At 63.4% G+C, this 23,751-nt stretch carries 22 protein-coding genes; 12 read left to right on the forward strand and 10 right to left on the reverse strand.

Annotated elements, in window-relative coordinates; all coding sequences use genetic code 11:
* Nucleotides 1–16 precede the first annotated feature (16 nt).
* On the forward strand, nucleotides 17–322 hold the full coding sequence (locus tag ACW5W7_RS13890) for a hypothetical protein (RefSeq protein WP_281704435.1): 306 nt from the start codon (nucleotides 17–19) through the stop codon (nucleotides 320–322).
* On the forward strand, nucleotides 319–807 hold the full coding sequence (locus tag ACW5W7_RS13895) for a DUF523 domain-containing protein (protein ID WP_456502099.1): 489 nt from the start codon (nucleotides 319–321) through the stop codon (nucleotides 805–807). The genes ACW5W7_RS13890 and ACW5W7_RS13895 overlap by 4 nt, the downstream gene beginning before the upstream one ends.
* On the opposite strand, the gene ACW5W7_RS13900 is transcribed toward ACW5W7_RS13895, so the two are convergent.
* The 3 genes from ACW5W7_RS13900 to ACW5W7_RS13910 all read right to left on the reverse strand — a co-directional run bounded on the left by ACW5W7_RS13900 (nucleotide 738) and on the right by ACW5W7_RS13910 (nucleotide 4,262).
* Nucleotides 738–1,706, reverse strand: coding sequence for an acyltransferase (locus ACW5W7_RS13900; RefSeq protein WP_456502100.1), 969 nt, complete (start codon nucleotides 1,704–1,706; stop codon nucleotides 738–740). The two genes, ACW5W7_RS13895 and ACW5W7_RS13900, sit on opposite strands and share 70 nt — an antisense overlap.
* Nucleotides 1,700–2,614, reverse strand: a complete 915-nt coding sequence (locus tag ACW5W7_RS13905; protein WP_456502101.1) for an acyltransferase — start codon at nucleotides 2,612–2,614, stop codon at nucleotides 1,700–1,702. The genes ACW5W7_RS13900 and ACW5W7_RS13905 overlap by 7 nt, the downstream gene beginning before the upstream one ends.
* A 133-nt stretch (nucleotides 2,615–2,747) precedes the next feature.
* Nucleotides 2,748–4,262, reverse strand: coding sequence for a YifB family Mg chelatase-like AAA ATPase (locus tag ACW5W7_RS13910; RefSeq protein ID WP_456502102.1), 1,515 nt, complete (start codon nucleotides 4,260–4,262; stop codon nucleotides 2,748–2,750).
* A 385-nt stretch (nucleotides 4,263–4,647) separates the two neighbouring features.
* Here ACW5W7_RS13910 and ilvG point away from each other — a divergent pair, with 385 nt between their 5' ends.
* The 6 genes from ilvG (at nucleotide 4,648) to ompA (ending at nucleotide 12,811) form a co-directional block, all read left to right on the forward strand.
* On the forward strand, nucleotides 4,648–6,294 hold the full coding sequence (gene ilvG, locus ACW5W7_RS13915; RefSeq protein ID WP_456502103.1) for an acetolactate synthase 2 catalytic subunit: 1,647 nt from the start codon (nucleotides 4,648–4,650) through the stop codon (nucleotides 6,292–6,294).
* Nucleotides 6,291–6,554, forward strand: coding sequence for an acetolactate synthase 2 small subunit (gene ilvM / locus ACW5W7_RS13920; protein ID WP_456502104.1), 264 nt, complete (start codon nucleotides 6,291–6,293; stop codon nucleotides 6,552–6,554). Before ilvG ends, ilvM begins: the two co-directional genes overlap by 4 nt.
* Nucleotides 6,555–6,566: 12 nt before the next feature.
* Entirely contained in the window at nucleotides 6,567–7,511 is a 945-nt protein-coding gene (locus tag ACW5W7_RS13925) for a branched-chain amino acid transaminase (RefSeq protein WP_456502105.1), read from the forward strand.
* 142 nt (nucleotides 7,512–7,653) lie between these two features.
* Entirely contained in the window at nucleotides 7,654–9,495 is a 1,842-nt protein-coding gene (ilvD, locus tag ACW5W7_RS13930; protein ID WP_456502106.1) for a dihydroxy-acid dehydratase, read from the forward strand.
* 3 nt (nucleotides 9,496–9,498) lie between these two features.
* Complete coding sequence (ilvA, locus tag ACW5W7_RS13935) at nucleotides 9,499–11,034, forward strand: threonine ammonia-lyase, biosynthetic (protein WP_456502107.1); 1,536 nt, start codon at nucleotides 9,499–9,501, stop codon at nucleotides 11,032–11,034.
* Nucleotides 11,035–11,686: 652 nt separating this feature from the next.
* On the forward strand, nucleotides 11,687–12,811 hold the full coding sequence (ompA, locus tag ACW5W7_RS13940; protein WP_456502108.1) for a porin OmpA: 1,125 nt from the start codon (nucleotides 11,687–11,689) through the stop codon (nucleotides 12,809–12,811).
* Between the two features lie 52 nt (nucleotides 12,812–12,863).
* Here ompA and ACW5W7_RS13945 read toward each other — a convergent pair whose 3' ends face one another.
* A complete protein-coding gene (locus ACW5W7_RS13945; protein ID WP_456502109.1) occupies nucleotides 12,864–13,322 on the reverse strand; it encodes an HPP family protein in 459 nt (152 codons plus the stop codon).
* 87 nt (nucleotides 13,323–13,409) lie between these two features.
* Here ACW5W7_RS13945 and ACW5W7_RS13950 point away from each other — a divergent pair, with 87 nt between their 5' ends.
* A complete protein-coding gene (locus ACW5W7_RS13950) occupies nucleotides 13,410–13,949 on the forward strand; it encodes a TetR/AcrR family transcriptional regulator (protein WP_456502110.1) in 540 nt (179 codons plus the stop codon).
* Here the strand turns inward: ACW5W7_RS13950 and priA are convergent.
* Nucleotides 13,946–16,153, reverse strand: a complete 2,208-nt coding sequence (gene priA / locus ACW5W7_RS13955) for a primosomal protein N' (protein WP_456502111.1) — start codon at nucleotides 16,151–16,153, stop codon at nucleotides 13,946–13,948. The two genes, ACW5W7_RS13950 and priA, sit on opposite strands and share 4 nt — an antisense overlap.
* Nucleotides 16,154–16,299: 146 nt before the next feature.
* Here priA and rpmE point away from each other — a divergent pair, with 146 nt between their 5' ends.
* From rpmE to ACW5W7_RS13970, 3 genes are all read left to right on the forward strand, one after another.
* A complete protein-coding gene (rpmE, locus tag ACW5W7_RS13960) occupies nucleotides 16,300–16,515 on the forward strand; it encodes a 50S ribosomal protein L31 (RefSeq protein WP_016352348.1) in 216 nt (71 codons plus the stop codon).
* Nucleotides 16,516–16,780: 265 nt separating this feature from the next.
* Complete coding sequence (locus ACW5W7_RS13965; protein ID WP_456502112.1) at nucleotides 16,781–18,214, forward strand: DUF2867 domain-containing protein; 1,434 nt, start codon at nucleotides 16,781–16,783, stop codon at nucleotides 18,212–18,214.
* 178 nt (nucleotides 18,215–18,392) lie between these two features.
* Nucleotides 18,393–19,637: a malic enzyme-like NAD(P)-binding protein gene (locus ACW5W7_RS13970; RefSeq protein WP_456502113.1), complete on the forward strand. Its 1,245-nt coding sequence runs from the start codon at nucleotides 18,393–18,395 to the stop codon at nucleotides 19,635–19,637.
* Nucleotides 19,638–19,712: 75 nt separating this feature from the next.
* On the opposite strand, the gene ACW5W7_RS13975 is transcribed toward ACW5W7_RS13970, so the two are convergent.
* The 5 genes from ACW5W7_RS13975 to trmA all read right to left on the reverse strand — a co-directional run bounded on the left by ACW5W7_RS13975 (nucleotide 19,713) and on the right by trmA (nucleotide 23,739).
* Complete coding sequence (locus ACW5W7_RS13975; protein WP_456502114.1) at nucleotides 19,713–19,901, reverse strand: hypothetical protein; 189 nt, start codon at nucleotides 19,899–19,901, stop codon at nucleotides 19,713–19,715.
* Between the two features lie 184 nt (nucleotides 19,902–20,085).
* A complete protein-coding gene (locus ACW5W7_RS13980) occupies nucleotides 20,086–20,262 on the reverse strand; it encodes a hypothetical protein (RefSeq protein WP_349920267.1) in 177 nt (58 codons plus the stop codon).
* A gap of 55 nt (nucleotides 20,263–20,317) precedes the next feature.
* Nucleotides 20,318–21,643: a two-component system sensor histidine kinase RstB gene (rstB, locus tag ACW5W7_RS13985; protein WP_456502115.1), complete on the reverse strand. Its 1,326-nt coding sequence runs from the start codon at nucleotides 21,641–21,643 to the stop codon at nucleotides 20,318–20,320.
* Between the two features lie 146 nt (nucleotides 21,644–21,789).
* A complete protein-coding gene (rstA, locus tag ACW5W7_RS13990) occupies nucleotides 21,790–22,497 on the reverse strand; it encodes a two-component system response regulator RstA (protein WP_349920264.1) in 708 nt (235 codons plus the stop codon).
* 135 nt (nucleotides 22,498–22,632) lie between these two features.
* The gene (gene trmA, locus ACW5W7_RS13995; RefSeq protein WP_456502116.1) at nucleotides 22,633–23,739 is read right to left on the reverse strand and encodes a tRNA (uridine(54)-C5)-methyltransferase TrmA; all 1,107 of its coding nucleotides are present in this window, start codon (nucleotides 23,737–23,739) and stop codon (nucleotides 22,633–22,635) included.
* Nucleotides 23,740–23,751 lie beyond the last annotated feature (12 nt).

Genomic DNA, 23,751 nt, shown 5'->3' on the forward strand with positions numbered 1-23,751 from the left:
AGAGAGCGCTGTTGCTATGAATTACAAAGTGAAGCTTTCATTAATTGTGCGAGATGTAGATAAGACCTGTTTTTGCAGTGGTTCCAAAGAGCTTAACTTGCCTTTCGCACCATTTTCAGGGCTTCGTTTGCATGAAGAAATGCAAGTTTACACTCTTGCTGCTGTTGGATGGGCAGACCATGAACAGTGCTTTTATGGCTCTATAGAAATTAGTGAAGAGCTACTGCCCGATGGCGATCTAATAGATATGGATTTCATTGTTGAAACAGCAAAAAGTACCGGGTGGGTTGGCTTTAATAAAATTCATAAGGCACAGGTGTGAAGGAAAAAGTCTTAGTCAGCGCCTGTTTGCTGGGGCAGCCGGTGCGTTACGATGGCCAGAGCAAGGGCATCGTCAGCGACTGGCTGGCGGCTCTGGGGGCCGAGGGGCGAGTGCTCTCATTCTGCCCCGAGGTGGCGGGCGGCCTGCCAACCCCGCGCCCCCCTGCCGAGCGCCAGGGTGAGCGGGTGCTGACAGAGAGCGGGCTGGATGTGACGGCCGAGTTCGATCGCGGCGCCGAACTGGCGCTGCAGCTCTGCCAGGCACAGGGCATTCGCTTCGCCCTGCTCAAAGAGGGGAGCCCCTCCTGCGGCAGTGGCCGCATCTACAACGGCCGCTTCGAGGGCATTTCCGTGGCGGGAGAGGGCAAGACCACGGCCCTGCTGCGCCGCCACGGGATCCGGGTTTTCAGCGAGGATCAGCTGCCCGAGTTGGCCTCTGCGCTCTTGTCTGACGCCGCCTCGATGACGAGGACCGGTTCGGCCTGAGCCGCCTCTGCCCCCTGCCACTGGGTCAGCACCTGATCTTTTTCCTGCCAACGCTGATTCAGCCATTGCTGGAAGCCGCGCTTGAACTGCTTGTCGTTGAAGTAATCCCCGACCAGTTGCTCGTCCACCGGCAGCTCCTCGATGCGCACCCGGATGCGTTTCATCCGGCCCATCAGGAAGTCCTTGAACGGCGTCTCCATGTTGTCCGGGTAGCTGATGGTGACGTTGATCAGGCTGTCGAACTGATCCCCCATGGCCGCCAGCGTGAAGGCAAGCCCCGCTGCCTTGGGGGGCATCAGGTGGCGGTAGGGGGAGCGCGCCGCATCCCGCTTGGGTTCGGTAAAGCGGGTGCCCTCCACGAAGTTGATGACGGTGGTGGGAATATGGCGGAATTTTTCACAGGCGCTGCGGGTTGTTTCGATATCTTTTCCTCTCAAATGAGGATTTTTCAGCAGGAATGACCGTGAATAGCGGCGCATGAAGGGCATGTCCAGCCCCCAGCAGGCGAGCCCCAGCAGCGGTATGTAGATGAGCTCGTGCTTCATGAAGAACTTGGGCACCGGCAGCCGGTCACGGAACAGGTGGCCCAGCACCACGATATCGGTCCAGCTCATGTGGTTGCTGACGATGAGGTACCAGCCATCCTTGCGCAGGCGGGTGTCGTCCTCCACCTGCCACTCGATGCGGGTGGTGAGGCGGATCACCAGGGCGTTGCAGGCCAGCCACAGACGCATGAAGCGGTTGTTGAGGCGGCTGCAGGCGCGGCCGAAGGCCGGGATGGGCAGCAGCAGCTTCGCCAGGGAGACCAGCAGGATCAGGCTGGCGCACAGGGCGGTGAAGAGGATGGTCAGGCCGGCGCTGATGAGCAGCACCAGCGGGCCGGGGAGCAGGCTTAGCATGGCGTCCTTGAGGGCGTCTCGTTCGCCAGCAGCTGGTTCAGGGTCTGATCCTTCTCGTGCCAGATCCCGTTCAACCACTGCTGAAACTCTTGTTGGAACTCGGGGTCATTGAAGTAATCCCCCACCAGATTGCGTTCGATCGGCAAGAAGCGGACCCGAACCTTGACCTCCCTGACTCGACCGCACATGAAATCCCAGTAACTGGGGACGCCGCCCGGGTAGGCGATGGTGACATCCACCAGCTTGTGCAGTTGATCCCCCATGGCGGCCAGGGTAAAGGCGACGCCGCCAGCCCTCGGGTGCAACAGATGACGGTAGGGGGCGGCCTGCTTGTCATGCTTGCGGGGGGTGAAGCGGGTGCCCTCCACGAAGTTCATCACACTCACCGGAATGTGGCGGAACTTGGCACAGGCCTTGCGGGTTGTCTCTATGTCTTTTCCCTTCAGATGGGGGTGTTTTTCCAGAAATTTACGGGAATAACGCCGCATGAAGGGAAAATCCAGCGCCCACCATGCCAGACCGAGAAAAGGTACCCAAATCAGTTCTTTCTTGAGGAAAAACTTCAGGAAGGGGATTTTTTGATTAAAAATCCTCTGCAATACCAGTATGTCGACCCAGGATTGATGGTTGGCGATGACCATATACCACTCATTCCGGCTCCCTTTGTCCACTCCGACCACCTCAAAAAGGGTTCGGATGATGACTTTCTGGATCAGATTGTTGAAACCTATCCAGCAGCTGGCGCTGCCGTCCAGCAGTGCATTGCACAGGGTGCGCCACCCCTTGAGCGGCAGCAGCAGCTTGAGCAGACCGAGCAGCAGGATGGGGACAAACCAGAACAGGGTGTTGAGGAAATAGAGCAGGGTCGAGAGGCTGCCGCGCAGCCCCTCAATCAGCTTGTTGGCCATGAGTCGGGTCCGTTTCTTGTCGGTGGAAGACCAGCAAGTGGTCAGATCTGTGCCCATATTATCAGCCGTCGACCTGTTAAACCATGGAGAGGCATCTCCCGAACGGAGCCCTCGTCGCCGTCTCCTGCCTGGTTCAGCCGCTGCGCAGGCGGGAGAGCAGCCTGTCCATGGCCCGGTAGCCGAGCGCCTCGATCAGGTGCTCCTTGCCGATATCGGGCTGGCCGGCCAGGTCGGCGATGGTGCGGGATACCCGCAGGATGCGGTGCCAGGCCCGGATGCTGAGGCCGAGCCGCTGGATGGCATTCTCCAAAAACTCGGCATTTTGCGCCGATAATCGACAAAAAACTTCGATTTCACGACTATCCAGCAGGTTGTTGAGCTTCCCGCCGCGAGCCAGCATGCGCCCTCTCGCCCCCAATACCCGCTCTCGGATCTGCACGCTCGATTCGCCGCGCTCCGCCTTGCCGGTGAGGCTCCCCTTGGGCAGCAGCGGCACCTCCACCGTCAGGTCAAACCGATCGAGGAAGGGGCCGGAGAGCTTGCCGAGGTAGCGCAGGATCTGATCTGGGCTGGCGCGGGTCTGGCCGTCCCCATAGTGGCCGCAAGGGCTGGGGTTCATGGCGCCGATCAGCTGGAAACGGGCGGGAAAATCCACCTGCCGCGCCGCCCGGCTGATGGTGATATGGCCGGTCTCCAGCGGCTCGCGCAGGGCATCGAGCACCTTGCGCTCGAACTCCGGCAGTTCGTCCAGAAACAGCACCCCGTTGTGGGCGAGGGAAATTTCCCCCGGCCTCGGGTGACTGCCACCGCCGACCAGGGCCACGGCGGAGGCGCTGTGATGAGGGGTTCGATAGGGCCTGTGGTGCCAGTGACCGGCCCGCGGAGTCAGGCCGCCGATGGAGTGGATGGCGGCGGTCTGCTGCGCCTCCTGCTCGCTCAGCGGTGGCAAGATACCGGGCAAGCGGCTCGCCAGCATGCTCTTGCCGGTGCCGGGTGGCCCGATAAACAGCAGATTGTGGCTGCCGGCGGCGGCGATCTCCAGCGCCCGCTTGGCCTGGGACTGGCCGATCACATCCTGCAGATCCGGGATATCGGGCAAGCTCTCCGTACTCTGGAGCTCGGGCAGGGGCAGCTCGTACTGGCCTGCCAGCCAGGCGGTGACCGCCAGCAGCTGGTGGGCGGTGCGCACCTCGGCATCCTGGATGAGCGAAGCCTCCTGGCCGTTCTCCCGCGGCACCAGCAGGGTGCGACCCGCATCCCGGCAGGCCAACACCGCGGGCAGCACCCCCAGCACGGGGCGGATCTCGCCGGTCAGGGCCAGCTCCCCCAAAAATTCATGATCGAGCAGGTATTTGGCGGGTATTTGCTTGGACGCGGCGAGAATACCGATGGCGATGGCCAGATCGAAACGCCCTCCCTCCTTGGGCAGGTCGGCGGGGGCCAGATTGACCGTGATGTGCTTGGAGGGAAACTCGAAGTTGCCGTTGAGCAGGGCGCTGCGCACCCGATCCCGCGACTCCTTCACCGAGGTTTCCGGCAGCCCCACCATGTTGAAGGCGGGCAGGCCGTTGGAGAGGTGGACTTCCACCGTTACCTGAGGGGCAGAAATACCCAGGCTGGCACGGCTATAAACCACAGCTAATGACATAAATCCCGTCCTTGGTTTGATGTATATGCTGGCTAACCGTTTTTTATTAGTTTTTTGTTCCAATCAGGGCGTTGTGACCAGCTGGAAATCAGAGTCTTGTCAGGTAAAAAGTGCTTGCCCAATAAAAATCACCGTGCTAGTTCTAATAGCCATTCGCGGTAAGCACCGCTCCGATTTCACAGGATTTCCGGTTGTAACTATGAACATGGCCTCCCGTTTCGTCAGCATTATTGTGGTCCTAGTGGTGATTATTATCTCACCGCTCGGGGCTCGTTTGGCTGCACGGAACAAGGGATAGACCCACCACCGGACAGAACGAAACAAAGCGACCCCCGAGCCTCACGGCCCGGGGGTTTTTTTTCGACCAAAGGACAGGATTTTCCACATGAACGGCGCGCAGTTTTTGGTACAGGCTCTCAAGAAACAGGGTGTGACCCAGGTGTTTGGCTACCCGGGCGGGGCCATCATGCCGGTCTACGATGCCCTGTATGACGGCGGCCTGGCCCATCAGCTGTGCCGCCACGAGCAAGGGGCCGCCATGGCCGCCGTGGGTTATGCCCGCGCTTCCGGTCAGGTGGGGGTCTGTATCGCCACCTCGGGCCCGGGGGCCACCAACCTGGTGACTGGTCTGGCGGAGGCGCTGCTCGATTCCGTCCCTCTGGTCGCCATCAGCGGCCAGGTACCCTGCGCCGCCGTGGGCACCGACGCCTTCCAGGAGGTGGACGTACTCGGCATGTCGCTCTCCTGCACCAAGCACTCCTTCATGGTCACGGATGTGGCGGACCTGGGCCGGGTGCTGGCGGAAGCCTTTGCCATCGCCACCTCCGGTCGCCCCGGCCCCGTGCTCATCGATTTTCCCAAGGATATCCAGCTGGCTGCCGTGCCGAAACAGAGCCCGCGGTTTGCGGTGGAAGAGCCAGAAGCCCTGATTCTGGCCGAGCTCAACGCCGCCCGCGCCCTGCTGGCCGCCGCCGAGCGCCCCGTGCTCTACGTCGGCGGCGGGGTGGGCATGGCGAATGCAGAAAGCCAGCTGCGCGACTTTGCCGCGGCCACAGGTATGCCGGCGGTCACCACCCTCAAGGGCATAGGGGCGCTGGATCCCGACAGTTCCGTCTATCTCGGCATGCTCGGCATGCACGGCACCAAGGCCGCGAATCTGGCGGTACAGCAGTGCGATCTGCTGGTGGTGGCCGGGGCCCGTTTCGATGATCGGGTGACCGGCAAGCTGGACGAATTCGCCCCCCACGCCAAGGTTGTCCATCTGGATGTAGACGCCGCCGAGTTTGGCAAGCGCCGCGCCGCCGAGGTGGGGATCACCACGGATCTGACCCTGGTGCTGCCCGCACTCGCCATAGCCCTCGACATCACCCCCTGGCGCGAGCACTGCGCCGCCATGGCCCGGGAATACGCGTTTAGCTACGACCATCCGGGTCAGCCCATCTATGCCCCGGCCTTGCTCAAAGAGCTCTCAAACCGCCTGCCAGAGAGCAGCGTAGTGGCCTGCGACGTGGGTCAGCACCAGATGTGGGTGGCCCAGCACATGCGCTTCACCAGCCCGCGCAACCACCTCTCCAGTGCCGGTCTCGGCACCATGGGCTTCGGCCTGCCTGCCGCCATCGGCGCCAAGATGTCGCGCCCGGAGGATGAGGTGGTGCTGGTGAGCGGGGATGGCTCCTTCATGATGAACGTGCAGGAACTCGGCACCATTCGCCGTGCCCAGCTCAAGGTGAAGATGGTACTGCTGGACAACCAGCGCCTCGGCATGGTGCGCCAGTGGCAGGAGCTGTTCTTCGACGGCCGCTACAGCGAGACCATCCTCTCCGACAACCCCGACTTTGTCGCCCTGGCTGCCGCCTTCGGCATCCCTGGCGAGACCATCACATGCAAGGAACAGATAGCCGGTGCCCTGGTTCGCCTGCTGGCGAGCGAGAGCGCCTACCTGCTGCATGTGGCGATTTCAGAGGAAGAAAACGTCTGGCCCCTGGTGCCCCCGGGAGTCGCGAACCACAAGATGATGGAGCAACGCCCATGAACCAGCACAATCAGCACCAGCACACCCTGCATATCCACGCCCAGCCCAGACCCGAAGTGATGGAGCGGGTGCTGCGGGTGGTGCGCCACCGCGGCTTCACCCTCAATGCCCTGCACATGGAGCAGGATTGCCAACAGCTGCGGATCACGGTTACTGTCGAGTCGGAGCGTCCCATCCAGCAGTTGTGGAGCCAGCTGAATAAGCTGGTGGACGTCTCCCGGGTCGATGCACTGGAACAGCCATCCCGGATCAGCGCTTAAGGAGCCAAGCCAATGTCACAGCCTTCCCAATCCGCCACTCAGCCCCAATACATCTGGTTCAACGGCAAGATGGTGCCCTGGCAGGATGCCCAGGTCCACGTCATGAGCCATGCCCTGCACTACGGCTCCTCCGTATTCGAGGGGGTCCGTGCCTACGACACCCCCAAGGGGACCTGCATCTTCCGTCTGCAGGAGCACACCCGCCGCCTGTTCGACTCTGCCAAGATCTACTGGATGGAGGTGCCCTACGACGAGGCCGAGGTGAACGAGGCCTGCCGCGCCGTGGTGCGTGAGAACGGCCTGAAGAGCGGCTATCTGCGCCCGCTCGCCTTCATCGGCAACGTGGGGCTGGGGCTGCACCCACCGCTCGATGCCAAGGCCGACCTCATGGTCGCCGCCCTGCCCTGGGGCGCCTATCTGGGGGAAGAGGGGCTGAAAAACGGGGTGGACGTCTGCGTTACCTCCTGGAACCGGCTCGCGCCGAACACCATTCCCACCGGCGCCAAGGCGGGCGGCAACTATCTGTCGTCCCAGCTCATCAGCCGGGAGGCCAAGCGCAACGGCTTCGCCGAAGGGCTGGCGCTGGATGTGAATGGCTACCTGAGCGAAGGGGCGGGGGAGAACCTGTTCCTGGTGAAGAACGGCGTGCTGTTCACCCCGCCCGCCACCGCCGCCATCCTGCCCGGCATCACCCGCGACACCATCATGACGCTGGCTCGTGACCTGGGTTACGAGGTGCGTGAACAGGCGCTGCCACGCGAAGCCCTTTATGTGGCGGACGAGATCTTCATGACCGGCACCGCCGCCGAGGTGACCCCGGTACGCTCGGTGGATCGAATGCAGATAGGTGCTGGCCGACGTGGCCCGGTGACCGAGCAGTTGCAAAACGCCTTCTTCGGCCTGTTCAACGGCCAGACCGAGGACAAGTGGGGCTGGCTCACCCCGGTCAAGGATTGATGATGACGGGGAGGCCAGGCCTCCCCGAGTCGCTTCTGCTCAATGGCGCCAGCGTGCATTGAGCAGAGTCGATTGCCGACTCGCGAGCCACATTCATGTTTCAAAGATAATGAGCCCCATGGGCATTCAGGGAGTAGAGACAATGCCGAAGTTGAGATCCGCCACCACCACCCACGGACGTAACATGGCCGGGGCCCGCGCCCTGTGGCGTGCCACCGGAATGACCGATCAGGATTTCGGCAAGCCCATCATCGCCGTGGTCAACTCCTTCACCCAGTTCGTACCCGGTCACGTCCACCTCAAGGATCTGGGCCAGCTGGTCGCCCGCGAAATTGAGGCCGCCGGCGGGGTCGCCAAGGAATTCAACACCATCGCCGTGGATGACGGCATCGCCATGGGCCACGGCGGCATGCTCTATTCCCTGCCGTCCCGGGAGCTCATCGCCGATTCCGTGGAGTACATGGTCAACGCCCACTGCGCCGACGCCATGGTCTGCATCTCCAACTGCGACAAAATCACCCCGGGGATGCTGATGGCCGCCCTGCGCATCAACATTCCGGTGATCTTCGTCTCCGGCGGTCCCATGGAGGCGGGCAAGACCAAGCTCTCCGATCAGATCATCAAGCTGGATCTGGTGGATGCCATGATCCAGGGGGCCGACCCCAAGGTCTCCGACGCCCAGAGCGAGCAGGTCGAGCGTAGCGCCTGCCCCACCTGCGGCTCCTGCTCCGGCATGTTCACCGCCAACTCCATGAACTGCCTGACCGAGGCGCTCGGCCTCTCCCAGCCGGGCAATGGCTCCATGCTGGCGACCCACGCGGATCGCGAACAGTTGTTCAAGCTGGCCGGTCAGCGCATCGTGGCCCTGGCCAATCGCTACTACCAGCAGGATGACGAGAGCGCCCTGCCGCGCAACATCGCCACCAAGGCGGCCTTCGAGAACGCCATGGCGCTGGACATCGCCATGGGCGGCTCCACCAATACCGTGCTGCACCTGCTGGCGGCGGCCCAGGAGGCGGGAGTTGACTTCACCATGGCCGACATCGACCGCATGTCCCGCAAGGTGCCACAGCTGTGTAAGGTCGCTCCTTCCACCCAGAAATACCACATGGAAGACGTGCACCGCGCCGGTGGTGTGGTCGCCATCCTGGGCCAGCTGGAGAAGGCCGGTCTGGTGCACGGGGACACCCGCAACGTGCTCGGCACTTCGCTGGTCGAGCTGCTGGCGCAATACGACGTGAGCCGCTGTGACGACAAGGCGGTGCACGACTTCTATCGCGCCGGTCCGGCGGGCATCCGTACCACCAAGGCATTCAGTCAGGACTGCCGCTGGCCCGAGCTGGATCTGGACCGTGCGCAGGGTTGCATCCGCTCCCTGGATAACGCCTACAGCCTGGAAGGGGGCTTGGCCGTGCTCTCCGGCAACCTCGCCATCAACGGTGCCATTGTCAAGACAGCAGGGGTGGATGAAGAGAACCTCTGCTTCCGCGGCCCGGCCCGGGTGTTCGAGAGCCAGGACACGGCGGTCGCCGGCATTCTGGACGGCACGGTCAAGGCCGGTGAAGTGGTGGTGATCCGCTACGAGGGCCCGAAAGGCGGTCCCGGCATGCAGGAGATGCTCTACCCCACCACCTATCTCAAGTCCATGGGGCTCGGCAAGGCCTGTGCCCTCATCACCGACGGCCGCTTCTCCGGCGGTACCTCCGGGCTCTCCATCGGTCACGTCTCCCCGGAGGCTGCGTCCGGCGGCACCATAGGGCTGGTGGAGGATGGGGACATCATCAACATCGACATCCCGGCTCGCAGCATGGTGCTGGAAGTGGCCGACAGCGTGCTGGCCACCCGCCGCGCCGCCGTGGAAGCCCGCGGCTGGAAGCCGCTCAACCGTCAGCGTCAGGTCTCCTACGCCCTGCGTGCCTATGCCATGCTGGCCACCAGTGCCGACAAAGGTGCGGTGCGCGATCTCAGCAAGCTGGAGGAGTGAGTCATGGTCTCTGCGGCGGATTATCTACGCAAGGTGTTGCTCTCCCCCGTCTATGAGGCGGCGCGAGTGACACCGCTGCAAACCCTCAAGAAGTTGTCCGAACGGCTCGGCAATCAGGTCTCCCTCAAGCGGGAGGATCTGCAGCCGGTGCACTCCTTCAAGTTGCGGGGGGCCTATCACAAGATCGCGACCTTGAGCACCGAGCAGAAGGCGCGCGGCGTGGTGGCGGCCTCTGCCGGCAACCATGCCCAGGGGGTCGCCCTGTCGGCGGCCAAGCTCGGCATCAAGGCCATCATCGTCATGCCCACCACCACGCCGGACATCAAGATCGATGCGGTGCGCCGCCAGGGTGGCAATGTGCTGTTGTTTGGCAACAGCTTCGACGAGGCCTATGGCGAGAGTCGCCGTCTGGCCCAAACCGAGGGCTACACCCTGATCCCGCCCTTTGACGATGTTGAGGTGATCGCGGGCCAGGGCACCATCGGCAAGGAGCTGCTGGAGCAGGACACCCATCTCACTCACGTGTTCGTGCCGGTGGGGGGCGGTGGTCTGGCTGCCGGGGTGGCGGTCTACATCAAGCAGCTGCTGCCGGACGTGAAGGTGATCGGGGTGGAGGCGGAGGGCTCCGCCTGCCTCAAGGCGGCGCTGGCGGCCGGCGAGCCGGTCAATCTGGAGCGGGTCTCCCTGTTTGCGGACGGGGTGGCGGTCAAACGCATCGGTGAGGAGACCTTCCGCCTGTGCAACCAGTATCTGGATGAGGTGGTGACCGTTTCCAACGACCAGATCTGCGCCGCGCTCAAGGACATCTTCGACGACTGCCGTGCCATCGCCGAGCCGTCGGGCGCCTTGTCACTCGCGGGCCTCAAAGCCTACAGCGAGCGCGAACAAATCAAGGGCGGCCGGATGGCGGCCATCTTGTCCGGCGCCAACGTCAACTTCCACAGCCTGCGCTACGTGTCGGAGCGCTGCGAGATAGGCGAGAAGCGTGAGGGCATGCTGGCGGTGACCATCCCCGAGCGCAAGGGCGCCTTCCTCGACTTCTGCCGCCAGCTCGGGCCGCGCATGGTGACCGAGTTCAACTACCGCTACGCCGATGCCGAGCAGGCCTCCCTGTTCGTCTCGGTACGCCTGAGCGGTGGTGACGAGGAGCTCGGCCAGATCATCGATCAACTCGGTGGCAACGGTTACCCCGTGGTCAACATGACCGAGAGCGAGCTGGCCAAGAATCACGTGCGCTACATGATTGGCGGCCGCCCGGCCCGGCCCCTCGGCGAACGGCTCTACAGCTTCAAGTTCCCGGAGCAGCCGGGGGCCCTGATGCGCTTCCTGGAGACGCTCGGCTGTCGCTGGAACATCAGTCTGTTCCACTACCGCAACCACGGCGCCGACTATGGCCGGGTGCTCTGTGCCTTCGAGCTGCCGGACGAGGACGTGGCCGCCTTCCACGACTACCTGCACGAGCTGGGCTACGGCTGGAAAGAGGTGAGCGAGGATCCCGCCTACAGGTTGTTCCTGGCAAGCCAGAGTCGAAGGGACTGACCGCCCGGCCTTGGTCCACGACCGGAGAGCCTCGCTCTCCGGTTTTTTATGGTGCATTGCACGAGGCCTACGATGGCTGGCAGGAGATCAGCGAGGATCCCATCTACACGGTTGTTCCTGGCAAGCCAGAGTCGAAGGGACTGAACGCCCGACCTTAGTCCACGACCGGAGAGCCTCGCTCTCCGGTTTTTTTATGGCGCGTTGCACTAGGCCTGCGATGGTTGGCAGGAGATTAGCGAGGATCCCGCCTACAGGTTGTTCCTGGCAAGCCAGAGTCGGAGGGACTGAACGCCCGACCTTGGTCCACGACCGGAGAGCCTCGCTCTCCGGTTTTTTTATGGCACGTTGCACGAGGCCTGCGATGGCTGGCAGGAGATTAGCGAGGATCCCATCTACACGGTTGTGCCTGGCGAGCTAGACTAGGTTGCTGGCAACCGTCTGAAAACGAAGGGCTTTGCCCTCCTTTTTTTATGGGCGGTGCGGGGAAAGGGGTTGTGTCTGTCGATAATGTCGCCAACATCACACTCCTGAGTCCCTGGTCATTTGAGGCTGGTCACGGATGGGATAATCTGGGCACGGGGCTTGCGTTCAGGGCCCCGTCAGGGAAGAGAGGCGCATCCAGCGCCATAACAATTCATTGCAGGGGCTCATCATGAACAAGTCTATGCTCGCCGCCCTCATCGGCGGCCTGATGGCATCGGGGGCGGTGCAGGCCGCCGCCCAGGACAACACCTGGTATGTCGGCGGCAAGGCCGGCTGGTCCAATTTCTATGGGGTGGATTACAACGCTCAGGTGGAAGAGCTGTTTGACGCGACCAAGGTCAACGAGAACAGCGACGATCTGGGACTGGGGGCCTTCGCGGGCTATCAGATCAATCGCAACCTGGCCGTCGAGCTCGGCTATGACTGGCTCGGCAAGTACCAGGTCGACAAGCATTACTCGGGTAATGGCGTTGATTTCGGGTTGGAGGGAGAGGCCAAGGCCCAGATGGTGCAAGCCACCATGAGGATCATCCTGCCCGCGACTTCAGCCCTGGATATCTATGGCCGTCTGGGAGGGGCTTACGCCTGGACCGAGAGCTCTCTCAACGTCAGAGCCAGCGATGGCACCAACTATCTCTCCGAGTCCCATGATGGCAACAAATACCACGGCGCCGCCTTTGTGGGCGCACTCGGGGTGGAGTATGCCATCGACAAGGACTGGGCTGCCCGCCTCGAGTATCAGTACACCACGCCGCTTGGCAAAACCGCCCTCGACGAGTCCGGTATCGAGATGGACAACGGCCTGCTGTCGGTCGGCATGCTCTACCGCTTCGGCCAGGTCGGTGATGAACCGGTGGCGCCGACCCCGGCCCCCGAACCCGCCCCGGCTCCCGTGCTGGTGGAGAAGCAGTTCAGTCTGGATTCCGACGTGCTGTTCGAGTTCAACAAGGCGACCCTGAAACCGGCTGCCAGTCAGGCGCTGGACAACCTGTTCGCCCAGATCCTGGCCGCCAATCCCAAAGACGGGGTGGCGACCGTCATCGGTCACACCGACCGTCTGGGGTCTGACGCCTACAACCAGTCTCTGTCCGAGCAGCGCGCTCGCACGGTGGCGGATTATCTCATCGCCAAGGGACTGTTTGCCGACAAGGTACGGGCAGAAGGGCGAGGCGAATCTTCCCCGGTGACCGGCGGTAGTTGCCCGGACGGCGCCAAGGCGCAGATGATCGCCTGCCTGGCCCCGGATCGCCGGGTCGAGGTGCGGCTGAGCGGGGTCTCCCAGGCCGCCGAATAGGCCATGTTTTCCTGGCTATCAAACAACGAGGGGGCCAAGGCCCCCTCGTTGTTTATGCGGGCCTCGGCCGCCATGTTTTCAACCGCTTGGCACCATGGCTCACCATGATCAGCAACAAGGCGCCGGGCAGAACGGTTTGCCAGAGGAAGGGCCAGGATTGGGTGGTGAGTAGAACCAGCAGTGGATTGGCCCCGGCGGGTGGGTGGATCAGCCCCAGCCCCTGCATGAGCACGATGGATAGACCCACACCAAGCGCCAGTTTTAACTCCATCGGCAGAGGGAGCAGTTGCACCACCAAGCCCACGATGGCGGATAGCAGGTGACCTCCCAGCACGTTCTGCGGGCGCGCAAGGGGGCTGTCCGGCAGGGAGAAGAGTAGCACGCAGCTTGCTCCAAACGGTGCCATCAGCAGGGTCAGCTGCCAACTCATGTCTAACCAGCTGAGCAGCATGATGGCCAGGCTGGCCCCGATCCCCGCCAGCCAGGCGCTTTTCCATCGTCTTGGTTCCATCTCCTATCTCCTTGTCTGTGCCGGATCACTTGATCCAGCCTGCGACATTAGGTAGACAGATCGGTGTACTTCAAGAGGGAATTCACCATGAGCGAGAAGCGTGAGCAACTGATGGCGACGGCCTACCGCCTGTTCAATCGCCACGGCTTTCATGCCACCGGCATTGATCGCATCTGGGCAGAGGCGGGCAGTACCAAGCGTACCCTGTATCGCCACTTCCCCACCAAGGATGCCTTGATTGAGGCTGTGCTCACGGCCCGTGATATCGAGTTCTTCACGTTGCTCGATACCCGATTGGCTGGTGTATTGGGGCAAGAGGCCAGATTGCAGGCTCTGTTCGAGGGTTTTGCCGACTGGTTTGGCCGCAGCGACTTCTACGGTTGCAATTTCATCAATGCGAGCGCCGAGTTTGCCGACCCACGCCATCCTGTTCGCAAGCTGGTGATGGCACACAAGCAGGCCTTGCTGGAGTGGATCAGAAATGCGCTGGGATGCTCGGTGCCACAGGCCACCCGGTTATGTCTGCTGTTGGAAGGGGCCGTGGTGATGGCTCACAGTTATCAGCAACCGCTGGCCTTGGAGCAGGCCAAACAGTTGGCACCGCTCATATTGGATGACGCGGGCTAGTTCAACTCCGTGGGGTCGATATCCAGGCTCCAGCGCACTTTTTTGGTTTCGGGCCAGCCGTCCAGCTCCTTGACCGCCCAGTCCAGCAGTTGGGAGAGTGGCGCCCGGTTTGGCCCCTGCACCAGCAACTGCATGCGGAACTTGCCCGCCTTGCGCTCCATAAAGCCGCTGATGGGCCCCAGCACCTGTACCTGGGGATAGCGGGCACTGCGCAGGGTGTCGGCGAGGCGGCCGAGGAACAGCTGCACCTCGTCGCGGCCATTGGCCTCGGCCCGGAACAGCCCCTGATAACTGAAGGGGGGCAGCCCCAGCAGGCGACGCTCCTTGAGCGCCGTGTCGGCGAAGTGGCCATAGCCGTTCTGGGTCAGATCCTGCAGCAGGGCGTGCTCCGGGTGGTGGCTCTGCAGCACCACCAGACCCGGCTTGCTGGCGCGCCCGGCGCGACCCGCCACCTGGGTGTAGAGCTGGGCCAGCTTCTCGGCGGCGCGAAAATCGGCGGAAAACAGGGCGCCATCCACATCCAGCAGCCCCACCAGGGTCACATCCGGGAAGTGGTGTCCCTTGGCCAGCATCTGGGTGCCGATGAGGATCTTGTACTTGCCTGCCTTGATATCACCGAGATGGGTCTCCAGCTCCCCCTTGCGGCGGGTGTTGTCCCGATCGATTCTAACCACAGGATATTGCGGGAAAACGGTGGTCAGCAGTTGTTCCAGCTGCTCCGTGCCCACGCCGGAGCCGATCAGTTCGCTGCTGCCGCACTCCGGGCAGTGGTGGGGCAGGGGCCGCACGCTGTCGCAGTGGTGGCAGTGCAGCCGTCGTCCGGCCTGATGCCAGGTGTACCAGGCGTCGCAGCGCTCGCAGGCGGCGCTCCAGCCGCACTGATGGCAGATGAGGGCCGGTGCATAGCCGCGCCGGTTGAGAAACAGCATCACCTGATTGCCAGCGGCCAGATGTTCCACCATCAGCTGTTCCAGCTGGGGGGAGAGACCGGCCTGCAGCCGCACGTTCTTGATGTCCAGAATCACCTGGCGGGCGGTCTGGGCGTTGCCGGCACGCCGCGTCAGGTGCAGGTGGTGATACTTGCCGCTGCGGGCGTTGTGCAGGGTCTCCAGGGAGGGGGTGGCCGAGCCCAGCAATATGGGGATGCCGGCACGATGGGCCCGCATCACTGCGAGATCCCGGGCGTGGTAGCGGAAGCCGTCCTGCTGCTTGAAGGAGCCGTCGTGCTCCTCGTCGATGATGATGATGCCGAGATCCTTGAACGGGGTGAACACGGCGGAGCGGGTGCCGATGAGGATGGCGGCGCCACCATCGCGGCAGGCGAGCCAGGCATCGAGCCGCTCCCTGTCGTTCATGGCGGAGTTCATGGCCACCACCGGCACCTGGAAGCGGCGCCGGAAGCGGTTGATGGTCTGGGGGGTGAGGCCGATTTCCGGCACCATCACCAGGGCCTGCTTGCCCGCCTTGAGCAGGGGCTCGAGGATGCTCAAGTAGACCTCTGTCTTGCCCGAACCCGTGATGCCGTCCAGCAGGAAGGCGCCAAACTTGTCGCTCTGGCTGGTGACGGCGGCCACCGCCAGCGCTTGCTCGCCGTTGAGGCGCAAACCCTCTCCCGCATCGAAACAGGTCGCCCAGCCCCCCTGCACGCTCGGCTCCAGGCTGCGCTTCTCCAGCAAGCCTTTCTTCTCCAGGGCGGTGAGGGTCGCGCTCGAAATATCTTCCAGCTTGAGGGCGGAGGGGGTCTGGGGCCCCTTGCGCAGGAAGGCGAGGGCCTGCTGCTGTTTGGCGGCGCGTTTGAGTTCGTTGAGATCGAGCGCCGTGCCCGCCTCGGTGGCAAACCAGAACTCCAGCTCCCGATAGGCGGCGGGCTCCCCCTTGCGCACCAGCACCGGCAGGGCGTGGGGCAGCACTTCCCCCAGCGGATGCTGGTAGTAATTCGCACTCCAGGCCATCAGCGCCAGTATGTCCGGGCCGAGCACGGGCTCGGCATCCAGCACCCTCTTCAAGGGTTTCAACTTGTTGCGCGGCACCTGGCTCTCGGTGGGGTGGGCCACCACCAGGCCGACCAGGGTCTGGGGGCCGAAGGGGATCTCGACCCGGCAACCGGGGGCAGGCAAGGGCAGGGGGGAGAGATAGTCGAAATGACGGCGCAAGGGCACCGGCACAGCGACACGAACCAGATCCAGGGTTTGGGAAGAATTCACCAGAGATTGCCTATTTTTTCTGCGAAGCCACTTGCCTGAACTCAGGCATTTCCTATATTATTCGCAGCCTTTGAAACTGTGTTCAACAATCGTGTGGTGTCCGACAAGAGATCGGATGGCGACACGGCCTATTATCGAGGTTGTCCATGAAAGCTGGTATCCATCCTGACTACGTAGCCATCACCGCCAAGTGCTCTTGCGGTAACGTCATCAACACCTTCTCTACCCTGGGTAAAGATCTGAACCTGGACGTGTGCTCCGAGTGCCACCCGTTCTATACCGGCAAGCAGAAAGAAGTTTCTAGCGGCGGCCGCGTAGACAAGTTCAACAAGCGTTTCGGTGCGATGACCACCAAGAAGTAATCATACTTCTAAAGCATTCTGAAAAAGGCGCCCAATGGGCGCCTTTTTTGTTGCCCGGCGTTCTGTATTGCCCCGCTTTGCCCTATGGTGGACGTTCCCTTCTCCGTGTGCCGTGAAGGGGTGGTCAATGGGAAATAGGGGGTGTGTACATGCGTGATTGTCTGGTGATGGGAGCTGCGGGTTACCGTATGGATTCTTACCTGGTGCCCGGTTTGCCGGTAGTGGGTTTCTAATGCTTGGCTCGAATAAAACAGGGAAAATACCGATGAGAAACTGTCTGGTGATGGGGGCGGCGGGTTATATAGGTTCCTACCTGGTGCCTCACCTGCAGGGGTTGGGTTATCGGGTGATCGCCGGGGCGCGGCGCCCCTGCCGCCTGCCACAGGGGGTGGAGTTTCGTCTCGCCGACAGCCTCAAACCCATCACCCTGCTGCCCGCTCTGGCCGGGATCGATACCGTCTTCTACCTGGTGCATGCCATGGGGGCCGGAGCCGGTTTTCACCGGCTGGAGCAGCAGGGGGTGAAGAACTTCGCCGCCGCCGCCCGCGCCGCCGGGGTGCAGCGCATCATCTACCTCGGTGCCATCCAGCCCGAGCCCTGCAACAGCCGTCACCTCAACTCCCGCCGTCACTGTGGTGAACTGTTTCGCGAGGCGGGGGTGCCCACGGTGGAGCTGCGGGCCGGCATCATCATTGGCCCGGGCTCGGCGGCCTTCGAGGTGATGCGGGATCTGGTGTTCAACCTGCCCATGATGGTGACGCCCAGGTGGGTGCGCTCCCGCACGCCGCCGATTGCGCTGTCCAACCTGCTGCACTACCTGGCGGGGCTGGTGGAGGCCGACGGGGTGGATGGTCAGGTGTTCAACGCCGCCGGCCCCGAGCTGCTCAGCTACCAGCAGCAGTTGCAGAAGTTTGCCGTCCACATCGGCAAGCGCTGCCCCATCGTTCCCATCCCCTTCCTGAGTCCGCGCCTGTCGGCCTGGTGGTTGCAGTTCGCGACCTCGGTGCCCCAACCCATCGCCAAGGCGCTGGTGGGGGGGCTCAAGCACGACATTCCGGCGGATGACGGCCCGCTGCGTGCCCTGCTGCCCCAGCATCTGCTCAGTTTCGACGAGGCGCTGAGCGAGAGCCTGGCGCTGGAGCAGCGGCTCGGGGCTGAGCAGCAGGGAGAGGAGACGCCGCTCGGCCTGCGCTGGCGCCACCCGGAATACGGCTTCTACGATCGCACCGCGAGCGGGGAGGCGGTGTGTCTCGCCACCCCCGAGGTGGTGTGGCAGGTGTTGCAGCAGCTCGGGGGGGAGCAGCGCTACTTCTACATGAACGAGCTCTGGGCGGTGCGCGAATGGATGGATCACCTGATAGGCGGCCCGGCCCTGACCCGGGGGCGCACCAATCCGGCCCGGTTCGTGAAGGGGGACATGCTGGACTCCTGGCAGATCCTGGGGGTGGACGAGGGGCGCAGGCTGGATCTCTTGTTCAACATGAAGGCTCCCGGAGTGGGGCGGCTCGAATTCAACATACAACCGCTGGAGTCCGGCCTGACCCGGCTGAGGGTCACGGCCCACTGGCATCCGCAGGGCGCCTGGGGGCTGGCCTACTGGCTCGCCATGCTGCCGTTCCATCTGTTCATATTCCAGGGGATGACGGAGGCGATCGCTCGCCAGGCGGAGGTGCGGGCGGGCATACCCGTGATGGATTGAAACCATATCTATAACTAAATAGGTATGGTTGAGTGGTGTGACATGCTGCCAATCTCTTTGTCAGTAGTGAAAGGCGATAGTTTATGCTGTGAAAGCCAGATGGTTTTCTTTATGATCCCGAGCCCTCGTCCCTGGCGAGTCACGCACCACTCAATTCACTTCCGTATCGGGGTCCCCCATGTCCGATCTGCGTCAACAAGCGCTCGATTATCACGCCCAACCCATTCCCGGCAAGATTGCCATCGCCCTCACCAAGCCCGCCGAGACCGCCCGCGATCTGGCGCTGGCCTACAGTCCTGGGGTGGCCGAGCCGGTGCGCGAGATAGCCGCGGATCCGGACAACGCCTACCGCTATACCGGCAAGGGCAACCTGGTGGCCGTCATCTCCAACGGCACCGCGATTCTGGGGCTGGGCAACCTGGGGCCGCTGGCCTCCAAGCCGGTGATGGAGGGCAAGGCCCTGCTGTTCAAGCGCTTCGCCGGCATCGACGCCATCGACATCGAGGTGAAGCATGAGACCAGTGCCCAGTTCATCGACACGGTGGCCGCCATCGCCGACACCTTCGGCGGCATCAACCTGGAAGACATCAAGGCGCCGGAGTGCTTCGAGATAGAGCAGGCGCTGATCGAACGCTGCGACATCCCCGTGTTCCACGATGATCAGCACGGCACCGCCATCGTCACCGCCGCCGGCCTGCTCAACGCCCTGGAAGTACAGGGCAAGACGCTGGCCACCAGCCGCATCGTCTGCATGGGGGCCGGCGCCGCCGCCACCGCCTGCATGGACTTGCTGATCACCTGTGGCGCCGCGCCGCAGAACATCTTCATGCTGGACCGCCAGGGGGTGATCCACACGGGGCGCACCGATCTGAACCAGTACAAGCAGCGCTTCGCCAACGACACCCCGTTGCGTACCCTGATGGAGGTGATCGAAGGGGCGGACGTGTTCGTCGGCGTATCCGGCCCCGACGTGCTGCCCGCCGAGGCGGTGGCCCTGATGGCGCCCAACCCGGTGATCTTCGCCTGTTCCAACCCGGATCCCGAGATCAAGCCCGCCCTGGCCCACGCCGTGCGCGGCGATCTCATCATGGGCACCGGTCGCTCCGACTACCCGAACCAGATCAACAACGTCATCTGCTTCCCCTTCATCTTCCGCGGCGCCCTGGACGCCCGCGCCAGCCGCATCAACGATGCCATGAAGGTGGCGGCGGTGGAGGCCATCCGCGCCCTGGCCAAGGAACCCGTGCCCGCCGAGGTGTTGACTGCCGCCGGGGTGAGTGAACTGCGCTTTGGCAAGGATTACGTCATTCCCAAGCCGATGGACGCCCGTCTGCTGCCGCGGGTGGCCCGCGCCGTGGCGCTGGCTGCCGTGACATCCGGGGTGGCCCGCATCGCCCTGCCGGCGGACTACATGCAAGGCTGAGTCCGTATTTGACGATGAACCGATGAAAACAGAAGGGGCCCCGTGATGGGGCCCCTTTTTCATGGCTGGCGCGGATCAGGCGCTCTTGGGGGTGACCTTCTTGGCGCTGGGCGCCACCTTGGCGTGGGCCGCCTGGTGGTGTTTCTTCACCACCTTGGTCTGGGTGGCGTGAGGGGCGGCGGCTTGGGTCGGAGTGGCGGCCAGGGTGAGGCCGGAGGTCAGGGCGAAGACGGCGGCAAGGCTCAGGGGGATCAGCTTGTTCATATTCACTACCTCGTGGAAGTCATGGAGCGTTTCTCCATGACTTCATTCTGGGGGGAAAGCCGATGGGCTTCAGTGAGCAGTGGGTGACGGCTTGTATCCGTATGTACGATCAACTGGTCTGTCTGGCGAGGGGCAAAAACAAAGGGGCCCTGTCGGGCCCCTTGGCAGTGAAATCTCAGCGCGCTTACTTGGTTTTGGGGGCGACCTTGACGGCCGGCGCCTTGGCGGTCTTGTGATGTTTCTTCACGACCTTGGTCTGGGTAGCCTTGGGAGCGGCACCCTTGGTGGGGGTGGCAGCCATGGTGAAGCCGGAGGTCAGGGCGAAGACAGCGGCCAGGCTCAGGGGGATCAGCTTGTTCATATTCCAGTTCCTCATTCGGGTTGATGTTATGGAGTTCAGCTCCATGACCTTCATCCTAGGGGGATCCGGCCCCGGCTTCAGTGAGTGGCTGGTGACGGCTTGTATCCAAATGTACGGGCAGGGTCAGGCAGAAACGGGCCCCCGTTTCGCCAGGCAGCAACTGCACCTCGCCGCCGTGGTGGCGGGCGATGCTGCGCACGATGGCGAGCCCGAGACCGGCACCGCCGGTACGCCGGTCCCGGCTCTGGTCGAGGCGCACGAAGGGCTCGAAGATCTGGGGGGCCAGCGCCGGATCGATGCCGGGGCCGTCGTCGCTCACCGTCAGCAGATAGTGCTCCCCCGCTCGTGCCATGGTCAGGGTCACCCTGTGCTGCGCGTGGCGCAGGGCGTTGCCGATGAGATTCTCCAGTGCCCGCGCCAGCAGCCGGGCATCCCCGCGCCAGGGCAGGGGCTCGCCGGGGGGCGTGAAGCTGAGGGATTTCTGTGGCTGCAGGGCCTGCCAATCGCTCAGGTGCGCGTCGGCCCAGCGCCCCAGCTCCAGGTCGCTGCACTGCAACGGCAGCTCGGGTCGATCGAGCCGGGCATAGGTCAGCATCTCTTCGATGAGGGAATCCAGCGCGCCGAGATCGCGCTCAATCCCCTGTCTGTCCGCCTCTGCGGGTTGCGGCTCCAGCATGGCGAGCCGGTAGCGCAACCTGACGAGGGGGGTGCGCAGCTCGTGGGCTATGGCGTCGGTCAGCTGTTTTCGGCTGGCCAGCATGGCCTGCAACTGCTCGGCCATCAAATCGAAGGTGCGGCCGACCCGGGCCAGGCTGCTGCCGGGGGGCAGGCCGGTGCGGCTGGAGAGATCCCCGTCCCCGACGCGGCGGGCGGTCTGTTCGAGTTGTTGCAGGCCGCGCCAGTGGGGCCGGAGCCAGAGCAGTATGGGCAGGCCGAGGGAAAGACCGATGAGCAGCAGCAGCCCCACATCCACCCAGTGCAACTCGTGCAGGTAGGAGAGGTAGGGGACGGGGCCGACGATCAGCACCTGATCCGTATCCGGGATGCGCTGCAGGAAGGTGTCATCCTCCTCGACGATGACGATGTTGCCCGCCGCGAGGAAGGCCCTGTCCTCCCGGGCGAGGGGCTGGCTGCTGAGGGCGCCGATCTGCAGCGGCAGGTTGAGTTGACGGCTCTGCTCCCCCATGCGGGCGGGCCAGTGCTCCGGTGGCAGGCGCGCCAGCTCGCCGGTGAGCAGGCCGAGGGAGCCTTGCATCATGTGTTCGAGATAGCGATCCCCCGCCCGTTCGGCGCTGACCTGATAGACCAGGCCGATCAGCAGGATGGCGAGACCGAAGCAGCCGATGAGCAGCAGGTAGAACTGGATAAACAGGCGGCGCACGGTGGCCCTCCTTGCGAGATGATGAGGCCCCTATTCCCAGGCCAGGGAGACCGGCAGGCAGCCTTCCTGGCGCACCGCCATGAGTCTGCCGGGGTGGTCGGGGAACATCGCCCGGGATGCGGGTGCGCAGGCGGGCGAATGGGGATTCATTCCCAGGCCTGGGGTACCAGCAGGTAGCCTTTCTGGCGTACCGTCTTGATCCGGCTCGGGTTGTTGGGATCATCGCCCAGCTTGCGGCGCAGGCGGGAGATGGCCACGTCCATGCTGCGATCCTGGCCGTCGTAGTCCCGTCCCCGCAGGCTGCGAAACAGCGCCTCCCGCCCCTGGATGTGACCGGCGTGGCAGGCGAGCTCCCACAAGAGATCGAAGTCTGCGGTGGAGAGGGGAATGCTGCTGCCATCGAGGCGCACGTCTCGCGCCGGGCCGTCTATCTGCAGACGGCCGAACTGCAGACGCTGGGGCGGCGGGCTGGCCGGGGCCGCCTGCGACGCCTGACCCTGCTGGCGGAACTGGACCCGCAGCCGGGCCAGCAGCACGGAGGGCGGCGTGGTCTTGAGGATGTAGTCGTTGGCACCGAGCTCCAGACTCAGGATCTGGTTCATGTCGCTGTCGAGGGAGGTGAGCATGACGATGGGGCCGGCAAAGCGCGGGCGCAGATCCCGGCACAGGGAGAGGCCATCCTGACCCGGCAGCATGATGTCCAGCAGCACCAGATCCGGCTGCTCGGCCTCGACCCGGGCCAGGGCTTTGTCCCCCCGGGTCTCCAGCAGGACCTCGATATCGTGGCGGCCGAGCCAGCTGCTGATGAGCTGGCCAATCTCGGGATCATCTTCAACAAAGAGAACGCGTGGCATGGTGACATGGCACCCCGGCAATGGCGCGAATGCGCGTCCCGCCAGCATAACGGCTCCCGCCACGACCTGCACAGCGATAAATAATCAGACGGGGCCCTGGGCCCCGTCGTCATGCTGCTTTGAATATTGTTCGGTTTAGCTCGCCTTGCGTTTCAGATAGACCCCGGCTTCCATGTGGTGGGTCCAGGGGAACTGGTCGAACAGGGCGAAGCGGGCTATCTCGTGGGTCTCGCCGAGCAGTGCCATGTTGGCCTGCAGGGTCTGTGGGTCGCAGGAGATGTAGAGGATGTTGTCGTACTCCTGCACCAGCTTGACGGTGGCATCGTCGAGGCCCGCGCGGGGCGGATCCACGAAGATGGTGTTGCATTGGTAGCTCTGCAAGTCGACGCCCTTGAGGCGATTGAACTCTCGCTCGCCGCGCATCGCCATGGTGAACTCCTCGGCGGACATGCGCAGTATGATGAGGTTGTCCACCCCGTTGGCGGCGATGTTGTACTGGGCGGAGTCCACGCTCGGCTTGGCGATCTCGGTAGCCAGCACCTTGCGGAAATTCTGGGCCAGGGCGATGGAGAAGTTGCCGTTGCCGCAGTAGAGCTCGAGAAGATCTCCCTCGCTCCCCTTGGTCACGTCCAGCGCCCAGCCCAGCATCTGTTCGTTGATGGCAGCGTTGGGCTGGGTGAAGCTGTTCTCCACCTGCTTGTAGATGAGCTCGCGCCCTTGCACGTTGAGTCGCTCGATGACGAACTCCTCCCCCAGACAGATCTTCTGCTTGTGGGCGCGGCCAATCAGTTGCAGATCGAAGCCCTGGGCACGCAGATCAGCCTGCAGGGCCTCGGCGGCCTGCTGCCACTCGGCTTCCAGCTTGCGGTGATAGAGCAGGCTCACGCAGAGCTGGCCGGACTGGGTGGAGAGGTAGTCAATCTGGAACAGTTTGCGGCGCAGCACCGGGTGCGGGCGCAGCCCCTCGACCAGCACCGGCATCAGGCGATTGATGAGCAGGCTGGCGGTGGGGAACTGATCGACCCGGATGATCTCCTTGGTGGCCGGGGCATACATGCAGTGGAAGAGATCATCCCCCTCGTGCCAGATGCGAAACTCGGCGCGCATCCGGTAGTGCTCGGCGGGGGAGGCATGCACTTCCAGGGCCGGCGGGTTGAAGCCGGCGAACAGCTCGGTGAGCCGAGAGTTCTTCTCGTCGAGCTGGGCCTGGTAGTCAGCAGGAGTTCGCTGGGATTGAGTCATGGATACCTCGCA

The sequence above is a fragment of the Aeromonas intestinalis genome (assembly GCF_054052485.1).

What these genes read in the sequence shown, in the direction of transcription:
- ACW5W7_RS13890 (WP_281704435.1), top strand. Translation starts at nt 17, where the DNA reads ATGAATTACAAAGTGAAGCTTTCATTAATTGTGCGAGATGTAGATAAG.
- ACW5W7_RS13900 (WP_456502100.1), bottom strand. Translation starts at nt 1,706, where the DNA reads ATGCTAAGCCTGCTCCCCGGCCCGCTGGTGCTGCTCATCAGCGCCGGC.
- ACW5W7_RS13905 (WP_456502101.1), bottom strand. Translation starts at nt 2,614, where the DNA reads ATGGCCAACAAGCTGATTGAGGGGCTGCGCGGCAGCCTCTCGACCCTG.
- ACW5W7_RS13910 (WP_456502102.1), bottom strand. Translation starts at nt 4,262, where the DNA reads ATGTCATTAGCTGTGGTTTATAGCCGTGCCAGCCTGGGTATTTCTGCC.
- ilvG (WP_456502103.1), top strand. Translation starts at nt 4,648, where the DNA reads ATGAACGGCGCGCAGTTTTTGGTACAGGCTCTCAAGAAACAGGGTGTG.
- ilvM (WP_456502104.1), top strand. Translation starts at nt 6,291, where the DNA reads ATGAACCAGCACAATCAGCACCAGCACACCCTGCATATCCACGCCCAG.
- ACW5W7_RS13925 (WP_456502105.1), top strand. Translation starts at nt 6,567, where the DNA reads ATGTCACAGCCTTCCCAATCCGCCACTCAGCCCCAATACATCTGGTTC.
- ilvD (WP_456502106.1), top strand. Translation starts at nt 7,654, where the DNA reads ATGCCGAAGTTGAGATCCGCCACCACCACCCACGGACGTAACATGGCC.
- ilvA (WP_456502107.1), top strand. Translation starts at nt 9,499, where the DNA reads ATGGTCTCTGCGGCGGATTATCTACGCAAGGTGTTGCTCTCCCCCGTC.
- ompA (WP_456502108.1), top strand. Translation starts at nt 11,687, where the DNA reads ATGAACAAGTCTATGCTCGCCGCCCTCATCGGCGGCCTGATGGCATCG.
- ACW5W7_RS13945 (WP_456502109.1), bottom strand. Translation starts at nt 13,322, where the DNA reads ATGGAACCAAGACGATGGAAAAGCGCCTGGCTGGCGGGGATCGGGGCC.
- ACW5W7_RS13950 (WP_456502110.1), top strand. Translation starts at nt 13,410, where the DNA reads ATGAGCGAGAAGCGTGAGCAACTGATGGCGACGGCCTACCGCCTGTTC.
- rpmE (WP_016352348.1), top strand. Translation starts at nt 16,300, where the DNA reads ATGAAAGCTGGTATCCATCCTGACTACGTAGCCATCACCGCCAAGTGC.
- ACW5W7_RS13965 (WP_456502112.1), top strand. Translation starts at nt 16,781, where the DNA reads ATGAGAAACTGTCTGGTGATGGGGGCGGCGGGTTATATAGGTTCCTAC.
- ACW5W7_RS13970 (WP_456502113.1), top strand. Translation starts at nt 18,393, where the DNA reads ATGTCCGATCTGCGTCAACAAGCGCTCGATTATCACGCCCAACCCATT.
- ACW5W7_RS13975 (WP_456502114.1), bottom strand. Translation starts at nt 19,901, where the DNA reads ATGAACAAGCTGATCCCCCTGAGCCTTGCCGCCGTCTTCGCCCTGACC.
- ACW5W7_RS13980 (WP_349920267.1), bottom strand. Translation starts at nt 20,262, where the DNA reads ATGAACAAGCTGATCCCCCTGAGCCTGGCCGCTGTCTTCGCCCTGACC.
- rstA (WP_349920264.1), bottom strand. Translation starts at nt 22,497, where the DNA reads ATGCCACGCGTTCTCTTTGTTGAAGATGATCCCGAGATTGGCCAGCTC.
- trmA (WP_456502116.1), bottom strand. Translation starts at nt 23,739, where the DNA reads ATGACTCAATCCCAGCGAACTCCTGCTGACTACCAGGCCCAGCTCGAC.